The sequence below is a fragment of the Ectothiorhodospira lacustris genome (genome assembly GCF_022227785.1).
In the GTDB taxonomy this organism is placed as follows: domain Bacteria; phylum Pseudomonadota; class Gammaproteobacteria; order Ectothiorhodospirales; family Ectothiorhodospiraceae; genus Ectothiorhodospira; species Ectothiorhodospira lacustris.
On sequence record NZ_JAJNQM010000018.1, the window covers coordinates 25,226 to 44,380 of the forward strand.

Sequence of the window (19,155 nt, forward strand, 5' to 3'; positions counted from 1 at the left end):
CCCATGTGGATCCGGAAGATATGTCCTGCCGTACTGGCCTTGGCACTCGCGTGGCTGACGGCCTGCGCGCCCGAGTCCGGGCCGCTGGACGATGAACCCCTGGATGCCATGGTCCTGCTGGGGGGGGACATCGATGAGGGGTATGCGCGGGCCGTAACGCCTCGGCCCTTCGTCTTCCCCGACGATCACGGCCCTCATCCCGAGTTTCGCAACGAGTGGTGGTACATCACCGGCAACCTGGACGATGAGGCGGGGCGCCGGTTCGGCTACCAGATCACTTTCTTCCGGCTGAGCCTGGTGCCCACGGTCCCGGAATCGGCGTCGGCCTGGGCCACCAATCAGGTCTGGATGGCCCATCTGGCGGTCACGGACGTGGCGGGGATCGGTCATCGGGCCTTCGAGCGCTTTTCCCGGGGCGCCATGGGCCTGGCCGGGGCACAGGTGAATCCGTTCCGGGTCTGGCTGGATGACTGGGTGCTGGCATCCGATGAAGGCAATGACTTTCCCTGGCGGCTGACGGCCACCTCCGGCGACATCGAACTGGAGCTTCGACTGATGCCGCAAAAGCCCCATGTGCTGCAGGGAGACCGGGGACTGAGCCAAAAGTCTGCGGCGCCCGGCAATGCCTCCCACTACTATTCCTTCACCCGCCTGCAGACCGAAGGCTCGATCCGGGTCCAGGGGCGTGAACATGCCGTATCCGGTCTGTCCTGGCTGGACCGGGAGTGGAGTACCAGCGCCCTGGAGGAGGGGCAGGTGGGCTGGGACTGGTTCTCCCTGCAGTTGGCGGATGGGCATGATGTCATGTACTACCGCTTCCGGCGGGAGGACGGCAGCGAGGATCCCTTCAGCAAAGGGCTGTGGGTGACACCGGAGGGTGATCATTCCCTGATCACCTTCGAGCAGGCGCGCCTGGAGGTGCTGGAGCGCTGGACCGGATCGACGGGGCATCGATATCCGGTGGCCTGGCGCCTGCATCTGCCGGCGCAGGGGCGGGTGCTGGAGATCCGGGCGGTGCGTCCGGATCAGGTGATGGATCTTTCAGTCCGTTACTGGGAAGGGGCGGTGGATGTGCTGGAGGCGGGGGAGGCTGCCGGGCGAGGGTATGTGGAGATGACGGGGTATTGATGGGAGCGGGGATATTTTCGGCTAAGATGGAGCCATAAGGCATTCGTTCCAAGGAGTTAACTTTTGATGAATAATAGTTATGAAAAACCTTACGGGAAGATCATTCGTATCTGGGATCTGCCCACCCGCCTCTTCCACTGGTCTCTGGTGATCCTGCTCTTTGGGTTGTGGTACACCAGCCGGGATGTGATGACCCTGAACTGGCATATGTGGCTGGGCTATGCGCTGATCGCCTTGCTGCTGTTTCGGATCATCTGGGGGGTGATGGGTACCCGCTCCGCCCGTTTTTCGGATTTTCTCGCCGGCCCGGTGACGGTGTTCGAGTATTTCAAGGGATTGTTCAGCGGCGACGGTCATCGCCATCCCGGCCATAACCCCATGGGGGGCTGGGCGGTGATGATCATGCTGGGATTGCTGATGTTCCAGTCCGTTACCGGCCTGTTTGCCAATGATCAGATCTTCAACCGAGGACCCTTTTCCCGCATGGTGTCATCATCCACCAGCGACTGGCTCACCGGGCTGCATAAGCTCAACTTCGATCTGATCCTGATCATGGTGGGTATCCATGTCACGGCGGTACTGCTGTACTGGGTGGTGAAGCGGGATAATCTGATCCTGCCCATGATCACCGGCCGTAAGCGGGTGGCCTGGTATGGGGCTGAGGATGTGCGGTTTGCCAGCCTGTGGCTGGCGGTGCTGCTACTGGCTGTTTGTGCCGCTCTGGTGTGGTTGGGGATCACCTACATCCCGTGATGTGATGGCCCATCGGATCCATCCCCCCCGGGGCCGGCAGGCCGGCCCCGGGGGGGATAGGGGGATTTAGCGCGAGACGCGGAAATCGTCGTGGCAGGCCTTACAGGCCTGACCCAGGCGACCGATCTCCATGCGGACCTCACGCTCGCTGGCATCACTGCTGGCCACCTCAAGCAGGCGGGCGGCCTGGGCCTCGAAGTTGCCGGCCAGTTCATCGAACCGGGCGCGGTTGGTCCAGACTTCGGGCTTGGCGGCGGTGTCACCCAAGTCGGAACCGTCCACATAGCCCTGCCAGGGCAGGTTCGCGGTGCGGGCCATCTGCTCCGCGTGCTTGACCAGGACCTCCCGGTCAAACGGTCTGTCTCCCTGAGCCATGGCGCCCATGGGACCCATGTTCCACTTGAAGACCTGGAAGACGGCCTTTCGATACTCAATGGCATCATCCGCTTCCACGGCCCATGCGGTGCCTGCAGCGACGGTCAGGGCCAGTCCGGCAATCAGTGCCTTTGCAGCGATCTTCATGGTGTCGTACCTCCGTTGTTACTGAATTATCAAGCGTGCAAGTCTATCAATTCCTTCTAAGTATGTAACGCCTGCTTTGTGAGAATGCTGGCCGATCTTTAAGGAATCCCTGTTTCGGCCGCTATCGGGAAATAAATTCGTTCATGCGGCAGGGGCTCCGTTTCCTGTCGGATATCGGCAGCCACATCCAAGGAGCATGCCATGGGAATCAATCTGACCATCCGCCAGCGCCTGATCTTCATGATCGTGGCCAGCCTCGTCTTGATGACTGCCATTGGATTCCTCGGTCTGATGGGCATGTCTCAGGTCGAGCGGCAGCTTAAGACCGTCTACGACGACAGGCTGGTACCCATGGGTCAATTGGGCAATATCAACGAGATGCTGGTGAGTTCCCGCATGAGTCTGCGGATGGCACTGAGCGACCCCCGCCAGCAGGTGATCGATGCGGCCATTGAGGAGGTGCAGGAAAACCGGCGCCGCATGGATCGGATCTGGGCTGATTACATGCAGACCTATCTCACGCCCCGGGAAGCCCAGATGGCGGCGAGCTTCGAAGCCCATCACACCGATTTGCAGCGCCGTGGCATTGATCCCCTGGTGAACGCCCTGAGGGCATGGAACTGGGAGGAAGCAGAGCGCATCCTCTTGGGAGACCTGGCCCGGACCTATCAGCAGGCTACGGACAGCCTCGGGAGATTGATGGACCTCCAGCTTGAGGTGGGCCGGCAGGTTTATGAGGACTCCCTGGTGCTTCACGGGCGTATTCAAAATGGGATGATCCTGATCCTGCTGCTGGGCCTGGCGGCCACCATGACAATCGGGTTATTGCTGATGCGGCGGATCACTGCCGCCCTGGAGCAGCTGGTGACGGCCAGCGGCCGGATGGCCCAGGGTGACCTGCACGCGACGGTACCGGCCAGCGGGAATGACGAATTGACCCGCGTTGCCCGTGCCTTCAACAGCATGGCAGACGGTTTCCGCACCATTCTCGGTCAGGTGAACGGCGCCACGGCCCAGTTGGCGGCAGCTTCGGAGCAGCTCTCCACCGTGACAGAACAGACCCTGCGGCGGGTGGGTGAGCAGCAGTCCCAGACGGAGCTGGTGGCCACCGCCATGAACGAGATGACCGCCACCGTGCTTGAGGTGGCTCGCAGCGCGTCCGAGGCATCGTCTGCCGCCGGTCGGGCCAACGACGAGTCCCGTGAGTCCCAGGCGACATCGGCGCAGGCCATCAAGGCCATTCAGGAACTGGCGGGAGAGATCAGCCGGGCCGCCGACGTGATCCAGAAGCTGGAGGCGGACAGTGAGAAGATCGGTGCCGTACTGGATGTGATCCAGGGCATTGCCGAGCAGACCAACCTGCTGGCCCTGAATGCGGCCATTGAGGCGGCCCGGGCCGGTGAGCAGGGGCGTGGCTTTGCCGTGGTGGCGGACGAGGTGCGGACTCTGGCAAGCCGGACCCAGACCTCCACCCGGGAAATCGAGTCCATGATCAAGACGCTGCAGGACGGTGCCAGGGCCGCCGTGCAGGTGATGCAGTCAGGCCGCAAGCGGGCGGAGGACACCTCGGCGGGGGCCGGCGAGGCCGACAAGTCCCTGCGCGCCATCGTCGCGGCGGTGGGCACCATCACCGACATGAGCGCCCAGATCGCCAGCGCCGCCGAAGAACAGAGCGCCGTGGCCGAGGACATCAACCAGAATGTGGTGCGCATCAGCGAGGGCGGTCATGACGTCTCTTCGGGAGCCCGGGAAACCGCTCACGCCGCCCGTGATCTGGCCCGCCTGGCGGCTGAGCTGAGAAGTGCGGTGGAGCGATTCAGGATCTAGCACAGGCTGTATTCCGACCGTGCAACTGGGTATGCTTGCGGGATGAACATACGCTGCATCACCTTCGATCTGGATGACACCTTGTGGGACTGTGCCCCCGTGATCCAGAACGCGGAACGGATCTTTCATGACTGGCTCACGGCCCACTATCCGCGCATTGCCCAGCGCCATGGCCTGGAGGCCATGGTTCGTCATCGCCAGGCCTGGTTTGCCGAGCGCCGTCACCTGCACTACGACATGACCCGTCTGCGCAAGCACTGGCTGCGCATCCTGGCGGCCCAGTCGGGTTATGGCGATGAGTTGGTGGAACCGGCGTTTCGGGTATTTTGGGAGGCGCGCAACCAGGTGTCTCTCTATGACGATGTGCTGGAGACGCTGGACCGTTTGCGGGGGCATTTTCGCATCGGCGCCATCACCAACGGCAATGCCTGTGTGCACCACATCGGTATCGGTGACCGGTTCGATTTCGTGATCACCTCCGCCACCGCCGGGGTCGCCAAGCCGTCGGCGCGGATCTTCACCGCCGCCTTGGACGAGGCCGGGGTCGAGGCGTCCCAGGCCCTGCATGTGGGGGATGACGCCGAGCGGGATGTGCGCGGGGCGGCCCGGGTGGGGATGCGTACCGCCTGGGTCAATCCCCATGCTCTGGCCTGGGAGAGCGGCGGTTCACCCCCTGATCTGACCCTGCGGTCGGTGTCGGAACTGCCGGCCCGACTGCTGCCGCGCTGACCCGCCATCCCCTCTCCCTTGGGGGGAAGGGTCGGGGATGAGGGGGAAGGCGGATCAGACAGGCTACGGATCACCTTGTGCCAGCACCTCCTCCAGCACCGTCCATACCGTATCCAGCATGATCGGCTGGGCCTCGGCGGTGGGATGGATGCCGTCCGCCTGCATCAGATCCGGTTCCAAGGCCACCCCCTCCAGCAGGAAGGGCACCAGCGGCACGTCATATTCCTGGGCCAGCTCATGGTAGATCCGGTGGAACCTCTCGGTAAAATGTCTGCCCAAGTTGGGCGGTACCTGAATGCCCACCAGCAGCACCCGTGCACCGCTGTCCTGACTGAGCCGGATCATGCGGGACAGGTTTTCCCGGATCTCGCCCAGGGCGGTGCCCCGCAGCCCGTCGTTACCTCCGAGGCTGATGATGACCAGCTCGGGCTGGTGCCGTTCCAGGGCTCGGGGCAGCCGGGTCAGGCCGCCACGGCTGGTTTCGCCGCTGATGCTGGCGTTGACCACAGTCCAGGCATGGCCGTTTTCCTCCAGTCGGTGTTCCAGCAGGGCCACCCAGCCTTGTTCCACCGGGATGCCCCAGGCAGCACTCAGGCTGTCGCCCATGATGAGCAGGGCAGGGCGTTCGGCCGCCGCCAGGGCGGGCAGGCACAACAAGCACAGCAGCAAAAGGAGTCGTGATCGCATGGTGTTGTCTCAATCCTCCGCCGCCGTGGTGTCGGCGAGCAGTCTCGTCAAATCCGTAGAGGGTCCGGGTGGTGAACTTGCCATTCTAAAGGGGGTGGACCTGACCGTGGCAAATGCCGAGGCGGTGGCCATCGTCGGTGCCTCGGGGTCGGGCAAGTCCACCCTGCTGGGTCTGTTGGCCGGATTGGACCTGCCCACGGATGGGGAGGTTCAGTTGCTGGGTCGTTTCCTGGGCGGACTCACCGAAGATCAGCGGGCCATGCTCCGGGCCGGGCAAGTGGGATTCGTGTTTCAGTCCTTTCAGCTGCTGCCGGCCCTGACCGCCCTGGAGAACGTGATGCTGACCCTGGAACTGTCCGGGCGGGCCGGGGATGCACGGGCGGGCGCCCTTGAGGCCCTGGAGCAGGTGGGACTGTCCCGGCGAGTGGCTCATTATCCCGGTCAGCTCTCCGGTGGTGAGCAGCAGCGGGTGGCCATCGCCCGGGCCTTTGCCGCCCACCCCCGGGTACTGTTTGCCGATGAACCCACCGGCAACCTGGACCAGCAGACCGGGGAGCAGATCATCCGCCTGTTGTTCAACCTCAAGGAAGCCTACGGCACGGCCCTGGTACTGGTGACCCACGACATGGATCTGGCGGCCCGGTGCGAGCGTCGCTACCGACTCAGTGACGGCGTGCTGGAGGCGACATGAATCAGGTATTGCGGTATTCCTGGCTGTCTCTGGGGCGGGAATGGCGCGCCGGTGAGTTGCGCATCCTGGCCGTGGCCTTGGTCATCGCGGTGGCGGCCGTCACCTCGGTCAGTTTTTTCACCGACCGGGTGCAGCGGGGCATGTCCCAACAGGCCACCCAGTTGCTGGGGGGCGATCTGAGCATCACCTCGTCGGCGCCGCCGGCGGCGGCCGTCACGGCGGAGGCTCTCCGCCTGGGGCTGGAGACGGCCCGCCATGTGAGTTTCCCCAGCGTGGTCATGGCCGGGGATGCCTCCCAGCTTACCGAGATCAAGGCCGTCAGCGGCGGTTGGCCCTTGCGTGGTTCGGTGAGGATCAGCGGGGTCCTGTTCGGCGATGAGCAGGAGACTCGTGAGGTCCCCGGTCGTGGTGAGGCCTGGGCCGAACCCCGCCTGCTGCAGCTGCTGGGCCTGTCGGTGGGTGACCGGCTGCAGGTGGGGGATCTGGAGATGACCCTTTCCCGCGTCATCACCTATGAGCCGGACCGGGGCGGTGATCTGTTTCAGCTCGGACCCCGGGTGCTGATCCATCTGGATGATCTGGACGCCACGGGACTGGTGGTGCCGGGCAGCCGGGTGAGTCACCGGTTGCTGGTCGCCGGCGGTGAATCCCAGGTGGCGGCGTTTCGTGACTGGGCGCAATCGCACCTGACGGAGCGGGAGCGGCTGGAAGGGGTCGGGGATGCCCGCCCCGAACTGCGAGGCGCCATCGCCCGGGGTGAACAGTTCCTCGGGCTGGCGGCCCTGGTGGCCGTGCTGCTGGCGGGGGGCGCCGTGGCGGTGGCGGCCCGTCACTACAGTGATCGCCAGTCCGATGTGAGTGCGATCATGCGTTGCCTGGGGGCCTCCCGGGCCTTCGTGCTGCAGGTCTTCATCCTGCGCATCCTCTGGCTGGCCCTGGCCGCCAGTGTCGTGGGGTTGGTGCTTGGCTTCCTGGCCCAGTGGGCGCTGGCGGCCCTGCTGGCCCAGTGGTTCCCGGGCACCTTGCCCCTGCCGTCCCTGTGGCCGGCCTTTACCGGCCTGGCGGTCGGCGTGGTGACGGCCCTGGGCTTTGGCTTGCCGGCCCTGCTGCGAATCGGCCAGGTGCCGCCGCTGCGGGTGTTGCGCCGTGACCTGGGGGCGCCGCCCCCGGCCATGTGGCTGGCGCTGGTGCTGGCCCTGACCGCCCTGGGCGGGTTGTTGCTGTGGCAGGCGGGGGATGTGCGGCTGGCGGCCTGGGTCCTTGGGGGGGCCGGCCTGACGGTGGTGATGTTGTGGGGCGCGGCCTGGGCGCTGGTGCTGGGACTCAAGCCCCTGCGTACCCGGGGCGGGGTGGCACTGCGGTTCGGCCTGGCCAATCTGTCCCGGCGCGGGGCCTTGAGCGCGGTCCAGCTGGCGGCCTTCGGGCTGGGGATCATGGCCCTGTTGCTGTTGGCGCTGGTGCGGGTGGATCTGCTCTCCAGTTGGGAGGGTAGCCTGCCGCCTGAGGCCCCCAATCACTTCATGATCAACGTCCAGCCGGACCAGGTGGTCCCCCTGCAGGCACTGTTCGAGGATAAGGGGTTGCCGGCGCCCACGTACTACCCCATGATCCGTGGCCGTCTGACGGCGATGAACGATGTGCCGGTGCGCCCGGAGACGTTCGAAAATCCCCGGGCGGAGCGGCTGGCCTCACGGGAGTTCAATCTCTCCTTTGCCCGTGATCTGCAGCCGGATAACCGGGTGGTGGCCGGGCAGTGGTGGTCCGGCGATTCCGCCGGGCGGGAGTTTTCCCTGGAGGAGGGATTAGCGGAGACCCTGGGAGTGGCACTGGGCGATGTGCTGGAATTCAACATCTCCGGTGAGCCGCTGATCGGTCGCGTCACCAGCCTGCGCAGCGTGGAGTGGGATTCCTTCAATGTGAACTTCTTCGTGTTGTCACCGCCGGGTCTACTGGAAGATCATCCCATGACCTACGTGACCAGCTTCCACCTGGCGGAAGGGCAGTCCGATCTCCTGACGGAGATGGTGAGGCAGTTCCCCAGCATCACCATCCTCGACGTGCGGGCCCTGATGCAGCAGGTGCGTGACATCATCGACCGGGCCAGCCTGGCAGTGGAGTATGTGTTCCTGTTCACCCTGGCGGCGGGGGTGACCGTGCTCTATGCGGCCATTCATGCCACCCGCGATCTGCGCCGGCGGGAAAGTGCCATCCTGCGCACCCTGGGCGCCGGGCGGCGCCAGGTGCTGGTGGGCCTGCTGGCGGAGTTCACCGTCATGGGGGCCCTGGCGGGCCTTTTGGCCGGCGCGGGGGCGAGCGGCATCGGCTGGGTGCTGGCCCGGCAGGTGTTCGACCTGTCCTATGTCTTCAACCCCTGGCTCTGGGTGCTGGGCATCGGCGGTGGCGCCCTGGGGGTGGGACTGGCCGGCTGGCTGGGTGCCCGCTCCGTGCTGCGGCAGCCACCCCTGCTCACCCTGCGGCAGCTCACCTGATCATCATGGAAATCACCTGCCGGGGTTGGACATCGCCCCGGCAGCTACAGATGGATATACTCTGCCCCCATGCGTCATACCCGATACGACAAGTCGTCCCTGGTCCATGAGTCCCGCGAAGCCCTGGCGGCGCGTTTTACGCCTCCCGGGGGAGGGACCGATGTCCGTCTGTCCATGGCCCTCACCTATGCCCTGGCGGATCACGAGCGTCAGACCCGCCAGCCCCATTGCCTGGACGTGGCCGAGAACCTGCGGGTGCTGGGGGTGGACAAGGACACCCTGATCGCCACGCTGTTGCTGGATGCCCATTTCGACGGCAGTCTCTCCGACGAGGACCTGTCCCGCCACTTCGGTGAGCACGTCACCCGGCTGGTGAAGAACGTACATCTGCTCACCACATTCCGCAGTGCCCCGGGTCAGCTGGACGGGGCGCCGGAGCAGGCCGAGCGGCTGCGCCGCATGTTGCTGGCCATGGTGGACGATGTCCGGGCCGTGCTCATCAAGCTGGCCTATCGCCTGCAGCATCTGCGGCTGATGTCCCAGGAGCCGGATGAACTGGCCCGGGCCTATGCCCGGGAGACCCAGGAGATCTTCACCCCCCTGGCCAACCGTCTGGGCGTGGCCCAGCTCAAGTGGGAGATGGAAGACCTGGCGTTCCGCATCCAGGACCCGGATCACTACCGCATGGTGGCCAAGCTGCTGGAAGAGAGTCGGCTGGAGCGGGAGCAGTACATCCAGGACTTCACCGAACGCCTGCGCCAGGCCTTGGTGGAAGAGTATGTGGCCGGGGAAGTGCGGGGTCGGCCCAAGCACATCTACAGCATCTGGAAGAAGATGGATCGCAAGCAGCTGGAATTTCAGGACCTGTATGACCTGCGCGCGGTGCGGGTGATCGTGGACCGGGTTTCCACCTGCTACGCGGTACTGGGGGTGGTGCACAGCTGCTGGCCTCACATTCCCAAGGAGTTCGACGATTACATTGCCAACCCCAAGGACAACGGCTATCAGTCCCTGCATACGGCGGTCATCGGCCCCAACGGCAAGGTGGTGGAGGTGCAGATCCGCACCCGCGATATGGATGCGTTCGCCGAACTGGGGGTGGCCGCCCATTGGCGCTACAAGGAAGGGGGGCGTGAGGATCAGGCCCTGATGCGTGCCATCGCCTCCCTCAGACGCTTGCTGGATCACCAGGAGGATGACCGGGAGTTGTTGGAGGATTTCCGTTCCGAGCTGTTCCAGGATCGGGTCTTCGTGCTGACCCCTCGGGGGGATGTGGTGGACCTGCCCAAGGGGGCCACCCCGCTGGATTTTGCCTACGCCATTCATACCGAAGTGGGGCATCGTTGCCGGGGCGCCAAGGTCAACGGCCGCATCGTGCCCCTGACCCATGAGCTGCGCTCCGGTGAGCGGGTCGAGGTCCTCACCACCCGTCAGGGCGGCCCCAGCCGGGACTGGATGAATCCCAATATGGGCTATCTGCGCACCTCCCGAGCCCGGTCCAAGGCCCGCAGCTGGTTCAAGCTCCAGGATCATGACAAGAACCTCCATGAGGGGCGTCAGATCCTGGAGCGGGAGGCCCAGCGTCAGGGCGTGAGCGAGCCGGATATGGATGAACTGCTCAAGCGCTTCCATCAGCCCAGTCGGGATGAACTGCTGGTGGCCGTCGGTGCGGGTGAGATCACTCCGGCCCAGTTGGCCAGCGCCATGCAGGTGCCCATGGCCCTGACTGCTGAAGAGACCCTCATGGGACGGCGCAGCCGCCGTCCTGCGGAGAAGGGCGGCACTGGCGAAAAGGGCATTCAGATCCGTGGTGTGGGCAATCTGCTCACCCAGGTGGCGCGTTGCTGCCGGCCGGTACCGGGGGACCTCATCGTCGGTTACATCACTCGGGGTAAGGGGGTGACCATCCACCGGCGGGACTGCATCAATATCCTGCGCATGCCTACCGAGAAGCGCTATCGCCTGGTGGAGGTGACCTGGGGGGAGGAGCGTCAGGCCTATCCGGTGGTGGTCCACGTCGAGGCCTTTGACCGCCAGGGGTTGTTGCGGGACATCACCCAGGTCCTGGCCAATGAGCGGATCAATGTCCTGGCCGCCTCCACCCGCACCGACCCGGCGGAACGCTCCGTCACCATGGATCTGACCCTGGAGATTACCGATACGGGGCAGCTCAGTACGGTGATGGACAAGATCGGAGCCCTGCCGAACATCTTTGCGGTGCGGCGGGTGGCCACCGGCTAGCCGCTATATCTGGAGGAGTCGTTTGTGAGACCCTGTGATCGATTGGTGCGGTATTCGACCGCCTTGGTGCTGCTGCTCCTGTCCGGCTGCGCTGCTGTACCCGACCTGCGTCCGCCGCCCCCAACACCCGTGCCGGTACCCGCGCCGGTGCCGCAGGCCCCGATCCCGATCCCGGCGCCTGCCCCTCAGCCTGAAGTGCGTGCCCCCCAGGCCCCGGTGATTGCCGGCGATACCCGGGCGCAGCGTCCGGCCGTGCCCGCCGGTGCCGGTGACCGGGCCGACCCGGCGCCCCCGGCCCGCCCTCCCCAGGCCCCCGCCGTGGTGGCCCTGGCCGGGGATGCGGATCGTCACATGGCCGCCGGGCAGCCGGATCGGGCCGCCGCCGCCCTGGAGCGTGCCCTGCGCATTGCCCCGGCTGATGCCGGGCTCTGGCATCAACTGGCCATGGTGCGGTTGCATCAGGGGCAGGCCGATGAGGCGGAGAGCCTGGCCGCCAAGTCCAACAGCCTGGCCGGGAGCGACCGGGCGCTGCAGTCCGACAACTGGCGCATCATTGCCCAGGCCCGGCGTTTGCGGGGAGATGAGCGGGGTGCACAGAATGCCTTGGAGCGTGCCCGGGCGCTGCAGCCGGGACGCACCGGATGACCGAACAGATATCGGCGGCGGCGGTGCTGGGGGACACCGGTCCCCTGGCGGATGCCATTGAGGGGTTCCGCGCCCGTCTGCCCCAGCAGCAGATGGCCGCTGCCGTGGAGCAGGCCCTGGCGGATGGTGAAACCCTGGTGGTGGAGGCGGGCACCGGCGTGGGCAAGACCTTTGCCTACCTGGTGCCCGCCCTGCTCAGCGGCCGCAAGGTCATCGTCTCCACCGGCACCCGCAATCTCCAGGACCAACTGTTTCACAAGGACCTGCCCCTGATCTGCCGGTCCTTGGGGGTGTCGGTCCGCTGTGCCCTGCTCAAGGGGCGCTCCAACTACCTGTGCCCCCATCGCCTGCGCCTGGCCGCGGCCGAAGGGCCGCTGCTGGAGGCCCGGCTGCACGCCCCCCTGAGGCTGGTGGAGCGCTGGGCGGCGGGGACCCGCACCGGGGATACCGCGGAGCTGTCTCAACTGGCCGAGGATGCGGAAATCTGGCCCCGGGTGACCTCCACGGCGGACAACTGCCTGGGGGCGGAGTGCCCTGAATACTCCGGGTGTTTTGTGCTGCGGGCCCGTCGCCGCGCCCAGGAGGCCGATCTGGTGGTGATCAACCATCATCTTTTGTTCGCGGATCTGGCACTCAAGGACGAGGGATTTGGTGAGTTGCTGCCGTCGGCGGAGGCCTTCATCCTGGATGAGGCCCATCAGCTGCCGGAGGTGGCCGGCAGTTTCTTCGGTGTCAGCCTCAGTGCCCGGCAGTTACTGGAACTGGCCCGGGATACCGTCTCGGAGCAGGTGAACGAGGCCCCGGACATGCCCCAGCTACGGGCGCGGGCGGATGGACTGGGCAGGGCGGTGAAGGATTTCCGGCTGGCCATGGGGGAGGGCATGCGTCGTGCGCCCTGGCCGGCCCTGGCGGCCAGGGCGGGTATGGACGAGGCCTTGCAGGGTCTGCGCGCGGCCCTGCAGTCCCTGACCGAGGCCCTGGAGGTGGCGGCGGAACGGGGTAAGGGCCTGGAGGGTTGCGCCCGGCGGGCCCTGGACCAGATGCAGCGCCTGGCCCTGTTCGACGGCCCCCAGGCGGAGGCGGTCCAGTGGTACGAAACCTGGACCCGGACCTTCAGTCTGCACCTGACGCCGTTGGATGTGGCGGGGCTGTTCCGCCAGCATCGCGGCGCCTGCGACAGTGCCTGGGTCTTCACCTCGGCGACCCTGTCCGTGGATGGCCGCTTTGATCACTTCAACCGGCGCCTGGGTCTGGAAGCACCCCGTGGCCTGCAGCTGGACAGTCCGTTCGACTATGCCGGCAATGCCCGGCTCTATATCCCCGCGGGCCTGCCCGAACCCAATGATCCCCGTTACACGGAGGCGGTGGCGCGGGCCGCCTTGCCGGTGATCGAGGCCAACCCGGGCGGCACTTTCATGCTCTTTACCAGCCACAAAGCCCTGCAGGCGGCCGCCGCCTGGCTGTCCCGACATCTGGACCGGCCCGTGCTGGTGCAGGGAACGGCGCCCCGGCAGGAGCTGGTGGCCCGCTTTCGTGAAGCGGGTAATGCAGTCCTGCTGGGGGCCCAGAGTTTCTGGGAGGGGGTGGATGTGCGGGGCCGCGCCCTGAGCTGCGTGATCATCGACCGTCTGCCCTTCGCCTCGCCGGGTGACCCGGTACTGGAGGCCCGCCTGGAAGCCGTCCGCCGGGATGGCGGCAGTCCCTTTACCGTGCTGCAGATCCCCCAGGCGGTGATCGCCCTCAAGCAGGGGGTGGGACGCCTGATCCGTGATCCGGAGGACAAGGGCCTGCTGGTGCTGTGTGATCCCCGTCTGCAGACCAAGTCCTATGGCCGGATCTTCCTGAAAAGCCTGCCGCCGGTGGGACGGGTCAAGGACCTTGCGGAGGCCCGGGGTTTTCTGCAGGGCCTGGGTGAGCCGTCCTGTCCGCACGCCTGAACTTTTACAACCCGATCGAGTTCCCTGATGACCGCCTTCCATAGCCTTCCCCGTCCCCTGACGGCCGTCCTGCGCCGCCGCCCCGAAGATTTCCTGGTGGAAGAGATCCCCGCAACCCTACCGGAGGGGGAGGGCGAGCATGTCTGGCTGAGCATCCGCAAGCGGGGCATGAATACCGATACCGTCGCCGGTTTGCTGGGGCGCATCGCCGATGTGCCGCGCCGTGCCGTGGGCTATGCGGGCCGCAAGGACCGTCATGCGGTGACCACCCAGTGGTTCAGCGTCCATCTACCGGGACGGGAAGCCCCCGCCTGGTCCGAACACCTGCCGCCGGAAGTGGAGATCCTGGAGTCGCGGCGGCATCGCCGCAAGCTCCAGACCGGCCACCTACAGGGCAACCGGTTCGTGCTGGTGTTGCGTCAGTGTGAGGGGGATCGAGACATCGCACAAGAGCGGCTGACGGTGATGCAACGCCGGGGGGTGCCCAACTTTTTCGGTGCCCAGCGCTTTGGCCGTGACGGCGGTAATATCGCCAAGGCGCAGGCCCTGTTCCAGGGCAGTCTGCAGGTGCGCGACCAGAAACTGCGGGGGATCTACCTGTCCGCGGCCCGCTCGGAAATCTTCAACCAGGTGCTGGCGGCCCGGCTCGAAGACGAAACCTGGGACCAGGCGCTGCCCGGCGATGCTCTGCAACTGGATGGCCGGGGCAGTTTCTTCATTTACCAGGAGGATGACCCGACGGTGCCCGACCGGGTTGCAGAGCAGGCCCTGCATGTGACCGGTCCCCTGTGGGGGCGGGGCGAATTGCCGACGACGGGTGCGGTGGCGGCACTGGAGTCCGGTATCGCGGCGACGATGCCGGTATTGGCCCAGGGGCTGGAAGCGGCGGGCCTGACCCAGGAACGGCGCGCCCTGCGCATCCGCCCCCAGGCCCTGACCTGGACCTGGGAGGACGAACAGACCCTGCAGCTGGGTTTCACCCTGCCCGCCGGGGCCTTCGCCACCACCCTGGTGGAGGTCTTTGCCGACACCGGTGCCGGCGGTGGAGAGGGTTAACCTGGAAGGCCCCGGGTTTGGCCACGGATACTCCCTTCTCCCCCTGAGGGAGGAGGGCCGGGGATGAGGGGGGAGTCCGGGACAGGCGCCGTGCCGTCAGAGGGTCCGGCGCCCGGGTTTTTCCGCCACCCGGTTGCGCAGGTACACCGGCAGCACCGCTTCCGCCGGGACGGCCATGCCTTGGGTAAAATCCCGGGCGGCGAGCCGGGCAACCTCGGCGGCGCTGGGCAGGCAGTCCGCCAGCGGCGCCCCGCTCAGGCAGTCCCGGAAGCGGTTGGTCAGCACGTCCCCATGGGCCGACCAGCCATGCCCCACCCCGAGCCAGCCCTGCCATTCCGGCAAGGGGGCATCGCTCGGGGCGCAGACCTGCTCTTCTCCTGCAGGGATGGCCAGGCCATCCTCATCCCCCCGGAAGGCACCCCAGTAGACTTCCCCCATGCGGGCATCCAGGGCGGCCAGGACCTGATTCGCCCCTTCATCCAGGCCCTGCTGAGCCAGGGCCGCCAGGGTGGAGACGGGCACCACCGGCAGATCGGCGGCAAAGGCGGCCCCCTGGATTACCCCGGTGGCGATCCTGACGCCGGTGAAGGCTCCCGGCCCCCGCCCGAAGGCCAGGGCATCGAGCTGCCCCAGGGATAATCCGGCCTCCGCCAGCAGTCCTTCCATCATGGGCAGGATCAGGCGGGCATGGGCGCGGGGTTCCACCTCGAAGCGGACCCAGACATCCCGGTCCAGGAGCAGGGCGGCGGAACAGGCCTCGGTGGCGGTTTCAATGGCCAGCAGTTTCATCATTTTGCGCGGGTTTTCAGGGGGCTTGGTAGTGAATATGGAGCGTGATCTGATTCTGCTTTCGCATGCCGGGCACCGTAACCGCCCCGATGTGCGTTTGTCCAGCCGGAGATTGATGGGGTTTTTCGACTGGCAGGGGCAGAATTTCGCACTCGGTGGCCTACCGCACATACGATGCAGTGCATAGCGGGGATCATCCGGGGATGGATGCACCTGGGGAGGATACAGCCACTTGAACGCCTCCCACCCATCAAATACCGACAACGCCGTTCCCGGGGCGCCCGAAAAGGCGCCGACCGGCATCTCCGGCTTCGACCAAATCACCGGGGGCGGGCTGCCTCGCGGGCGCACCACGCTGCTCCTGGGCGGGCCCGGCTCGGGCAAGACCGTCTTTGCACTGGAATTCCTGGTGCACGGCGCGCGCAGCCTCGAGGAACCGGGCATCTTTGTCGCCTTCGAAGAGCGCTCGACGCGCATCCTCGCGAACGCCCATAGCTTCGGCTGGAACCTCCCTGAGCTGCAGCGCGAAAGGCTCTCGTTCGTCGACGCGCAGCCCGTGCCCGATCTGGTGCAGTCGGGTAGCTTTGATCTCAACGGCATGCTGGCCGCGTTGCAGGCGATGATCGAGTCGACTGGCGCGCGGCGCATCGTCTTTGACGCCCTCGACATCGTGCTCGCGCTGCTCCCCGACCCCGCCGCCAGACGCGCGGAAACCTATCGCCTGCATGGCTGGCTGCTGGCGCACGAGCTGACCGCAGTCATCACCGCCAAGGCCTTTGGTGACGATGTTTTCCTTATGGGCCAGGAGTCCTTCGGCTTCATGCAGTTCATGGTGGACTGCGCGGTCATCCTCAACCACAAGGTGGTGCTGGGCGTGTCACAGCGCAACCTGAGGGTTCAGAAGTATCGCGGTACCAACTTCGACGAGAACGAGTTGCCGTTCCTCATCGGCAAAGACGGGTTCGAGGTCTCGGTGGCACACCCGCTGGAGCGCGGCTCGCTCACGGTGAGCAAAGAGCGCGTTTCGAGCGGCCTTGAGCGGCTCGATACCATGCTCGGCGGCGGCTACTACCGCGGTGTGTGTGCGCTGATTACGGGCTCTCCCGGTACGGCCAAGACCACGCTGGTTGGCCTCTTCGCGCAAGCCGCATGCCAGCGCGGCGAACGCACCCTGTTCGTGAGCTTCAGTTCCGACCCCAACGAGGTCATCCGCGACCTCGCGTCAGTGGGGATTCGTCTGGCGCGTTACGTCAAGAACGGGCACCTGCGCATGGTCTCCGCGCGCGCCATATCCGGAAGTGCGGAGCTCTACCTGGCGCACATCATGTCCCTGGCGAAGGAGCACAAGGCCCGCTGTCTGGTGATTGACCCGGTGTCAACCTGGTCGTCACAGTCCGGCACCCACCTGAGCGCACACAGAATCTCGGAGCGGCTCATCAACTGGTCGAAGGTCGAGGGCATCACGCTGTTGTGCAGCTGCCTGGTCGATGAGCGGACCGTTCCATCAGAAGACAGCACGTTCCGCCAGATCTCCACGCTTGCCGATACCTGGATCCACTTGAGCTACCTGGTGCAGTCGGGGGAGCGCAACCGTGCCCTTTCGATCATCAAGTCGCGCGGCACGGCGCACTCGAACCAGGTGCGCGAACTGATCCTCAGCAACAAGGGCGTGACCCTTGCCGACACCTACAGCGCAGGCGGTGAGGTACTCATGGGCACCTTGCGCTGGCAGAAGGAAGGCGCAGAGCGTGCAGCCGCCGAGACGGCCGAGGTCGCCAGAAAGGTCAAGCGCGTGAGGCTTGACGCCGAGGAGGCGGAACTCGAGGTGCGGCTGCGGGCGCTGGGCGTGGAGCTCAAGGCGAAGAAGACCGAGAAGGCGCTGCTCATGCGCGCCACCGCCACGCGCCGGGGCGAAACCTCGCGCAAACGCACGCGCATGGAAGTGCTGCGCGGCGCCGATGTCGCGGAAGACAAAGACAAGGATGGCCAGTGATGACTGGGTGCGAGAAGTTCAGCTTCCGGCTCTATGTGGCCGGCGATGCCTGGAACTCGGCCCAGGCGGTGTCCAACCTTGGCGCGGTGTGCCGGGAGCACCTGGCAGGTCGTCATACGATCGAGGTGGTGGACGTGTTCCGCGAGCCACAGCGCGCGCTTGCCGATGGCATCTTCATGACGCCGACACTGATCAAGCTCGCACCTCTCCCCGCCCCCGTGCAGGTGGTGGGCTCCCTCAGCCAGAGGTTGCCACTGATGCAGGCTTTGGGACTGCAGGGCGTGCCGGAATGAAGCCGTCTCCCACAGAGGGCGCGCAAGAGGAGATTTCCGCGCTGATCGCCACACTGCACGAGACCGGGCAGCGCCTGGAGTTGCTCACCGCGGGCGAAGTGGACTCGGTGAGCGACGCCGAGGGCAGGCCCTTCCTGCTACTGAGCGCCCAGGAGCGGCTGCGCCATATCGAGGCCACGAAGCAGGCTGCCGTGCTCAACGCCCTTCCCGCACATATTGTCCTGCTCGACGCCCAGGGTGTCATCGTCTCCGTGAACGAAGCGTGGCGGCATTTCGGCGATGCCAATGCTGCACAGTGCCCGGGTTATGGCGTCGGCGTCGACTACCTCCGGGTCTGCGACCAGGCGCAAGGAGAAGGCTCCGCCGAGGCGAGCCAGGCCGCCGCCGGCATCCGCGCGGTGCTCGCGGGCAAGACAAAGCGCTTCTCGCTCGAGTATCCCTGCCACTCACCGACCGAGAAGCGCTGGTTCCTGATGAGCGCGACCCCGCTCACTGAGGACGGCGGGAACGGTGCTATCGTCATGCACATCGATATCTCGGAGAGAAGGCAGGCCGAAGAGGACCTGCGCGTGAGCGAGACGCGCTTGCGCGAGATGGCCGAGAGCATCCGCGACGTCTTCTTCCTGCGCGACAAGGTGGGCGGGATGTTGTATGTGAGCCCGGCCTACGCGGAGATCTGGGGCCGCAGCTGCGAGAGCCTGTACGTCGACCCGGACTCGTGGCGCGATGCGATCCACCCCGATGACCGTGCGGCGACGCTGAAGAAAATGCGCAGTGAGCTGATGGAGGGCAAGATAGAGATCGAATACCGCATCGTGCGCCCCGACGGCTCGGTCCGCTGGATCGAATCCCGCGGCTTCCCGGTGCGCGATACCGCCGGCACCATCGTGCGTCTCGCCGGGGTCTCCACCGACATCACCGTGCGCAAGCGCGCCGAGCTCAGCATCCAGCGCCTGAACCGGGTGAACGCGATGCTGAGCCGGATCAACGGCCTGATCGTGCGCGTGCGCACCCGCGACGAGTTGTTCGAGGAAGCCTGCCGCATCGCCGTCGAGGCCGGTGGTTTCCGCATGGCGTGGATTGGCCTCACCGACCCCACTTCGATGAAGCTCGTGCCGGCCGCCTCGGCAGGTACCGATGATATTCTCGCCGATGCGAAATCCTGCATGATGCTTCAGGACGACGCGCCGGGCGGGTACGGCCCCTCCGCGATGGCGGTGCGCGAACGTAAGGCGATCCTGGTCAACGATGTCGCAAGCGACGTGCGGATCCTGGATAAGGGCGCTCACCTGCAGCGGGGGATCCACTCGCTCGCCAGCCTGCCGTTGATGATCAACGATGAGGTGATAGGCGTGTTCGGCCTGCAAGCGCCGGA

General features: G+C 66.0%; 16 protein-coding genes. 13 read left to right on the forward strand and 3 right to left on the reverse strand.

Features of this window, described 5'->3' with window-relative positions; genetic code table 11:
* Positions 1-3: 3 nt before the first annotated feature.
* Entirely contained in the window at positions 4-1,128 is a 1,125-nt protein-coding gene (locus LQ952_RS05430) for a lipocalin-like domain-containing protein (RefSeq protein ID WP_238621641.1), read from the forward strand.
* 66 nt (positions 1,129-1,194) lie between these two features.
* Positions 1,195-1,881: a cytochrome b/b6 domain-containing protein gene (locus LQ952_RS05435; protein WP_238621642.1), complete on the forward strand. Its 687-nt coding sequence runs from the start codon at positions 1,195-1,197 to the stop codon at positions 1,879-1,881.
* Positions 1,882-1,947: 66 nt separating this feature from the next.
* Here the strand turns inward: LQ952_RS05435 and LQ952_RS05440 are convergent, their stop codons facing one another.
* Positions 1,948-2,403 (reverse strand): c-type cytochrome, encoded by a 456-nt coding sequence (locus LQ952_RS05440; RefSeq protein WP_238621643.1) that lies wholly within the window; start codon positions 2,401-2,403, stop codon positions 1,948-1,950.
* Between the two features lie 201 nt (positions 2,404-2,604).
* Here LQ952_RS05440 and LQ952_RS05445 point away from each other — a divergent pair, with 201 nt between their 5' ends.
* Entirely contained in the window at positions 2,605-4,230 is a 1,626-nt protein-coding gene (locus LQ952_RS05445; RefSeq protein WP_238621644.1) for a methyl-accepting chemotaxis protein, read from the forward strand.
* Between the two features lie 42 nt (positions 4,231-4,272).
* Entirely contained in the window at positions 4,273-4,959 is a 687-nt protein-coding gene (locus tag LQ952_RS05450; RefSeq protein ID WP_238621645.1) for an HAD family hydrolase, read from the forward strand.
* Between the two features lie 63 nt (positions 4,960-5,022).
* Here LQ952_RS05450 and LQ952_RS05455 read toward each other — a convergent pair whose 3' ends face one another.
* Entirely contained in the window at positions 5,023-5,646 is a 624-nt protein-coding gene (locus tag LQ952_RS05455; RefSeq protein WP_238621646.1) for an arylesterase, read from the reverse strand.
* A 4-nt stretch (positions 5,647-5,650) separates the two neighbouring features.
* Between LQ952_RS05455 and LQ952_RS05460 the strand changes: the two genes are divergently transcribed.
* From LQ952_RS05460 to truD, 6 genes are all read left to right on the forward strand, one after another.
* Positions 5,651-6,337: an ABC transporter ATP-binding protein gene (locus tag LQ952_RS05460; RefSeq protein WP_238621657.1), complete on the forward strand. Its 687-nt coding sequence runs from the start codon at positions 5,651-5,653 to the stop codon at positions 6,335-6,337.
* On the forward strand, positions 6,334-8,826 hold the full coding sequence (locus LQ952_RS05465) for an ABC transporter permease (protein ID WP_238621647.1): 2,493 nt from the start codon (positions 6,334-6,336) through the stop codon (positions 8,824-8,826). The genes LQ952_RS05460 and LQ952_RS05465 overlap by 4 nt, the downstream gene beginning before the upstream one ends.
* A 69-nt stretch (positions 8,827-8,895) precedes the next feature.
* Complete coding sequence (gene relA / locus LQ952_RS05470) at positions 8,896-11,067, forward strand: GTP diphosphokinase (RefSeq protein ID WP_238621648.1); 2,172 nt, start codon at positions 8,896-8,898, stop codon at positions 11,065-11,067.
* Positions 11,068-11,112: 45 nt separating this feature from the next.
* Positions 11,113-11,712 (forward strand): tetratricopeptide repeat protein, encoded by a 600-nt coding sequence (locus LQ952_RS15970; protein WP_238621649.1) that lies wholly within the window; start codon positions 11,113-11,115, stop codon positions 11,710-11,712.
* Complete coding sequence (yoaA, locus tag LQ952_RS05480; protein ID WP_238621650.1) at positions 11,709-13,649, forward strand: DNA repair helicase YoaA; 1,941 nt, start codon at positions 11,709-11,711, stop codon at positions 13,647-13,649. The genes LQ952_RS15970 and yoaA overlap by 4 nt, the downstream gene beginning before the upstream one ends.
* Before the next feature lie 27 nt (positions 13,650-13,676).
* Positions 13,677-14,705 (forward strand): tRNA pseudouridine(13) synthase TruD, encoded by a 1,029-nt coding sequence (truD, locus tag LQ952_RS05485; RefSeq protein WP_238621651.1) that lies wholly within the window; start codon positions 13,677-13,679, stop codon positions 14,703-14,705.
* Positions 14,706-14,801: 96 nt separating this feature from the next.
* On the opposite strand, the gene tsaB is transcribed toward truD, so the two are convergent.
* On the reverse strand, positions 14,802-15,494 hold the full coding sequence (gene tsaB, locus LQ952_RS05490; RefSeq protein ID WP_238621658.1) for a tRNA (adenosine(37)-N6)-threonylcarbamoyltransferase complex dimerization subunit type 1 TsaB: 693 nt from the start codon (positions 15,492-15,494) through the stop codon (positions 14,802-14,804).
* A 232-nt stretch (positions 15,495-15,726) separates the two neighbouring features.
* Here tsaB and kaiC point away from each other — a divergent pair, with 232 nt between their 5' ends.
* From kaiC to LQ952_RS05505, 3 genes are all read left to right on the forward strand, one after another.
* On the forward strand, positions 15,727-17,487 hold the full coding sequence (gene kaiC, locus LQ952_RS05495; protein WP_238621652.1) for a circadian clock protein KaiC: 1,761 nt from the start codon (positions 15,727-15,729) through the stop codon (positions 17,485-17,487).
* Positions 17,487-17,780, forward strand: coding sequence for a circadian clock KaiB family protein (locus tag LQ952_RS05500; protein WP_238621653.1), 294 nt, complete (start codon positions 17,487-17,489; stop codon positions 17,778-17,780). The genes kaiC and LQ952_RS05500 overlap by 1 nt, the downstream gene beginning before the upstream one ends.
* On the forward strand, positions 17,777-19,155 hold a 1,379-nt coding region (locus LQ952_RS05505), incomplete at its 3' end, for a PAS domain S-box protein (RefSeq protein ID WP_238621654.1). The genes LQ952_RS05500 and LQ952_RS05505, both read left to right, overlap by 4 nt.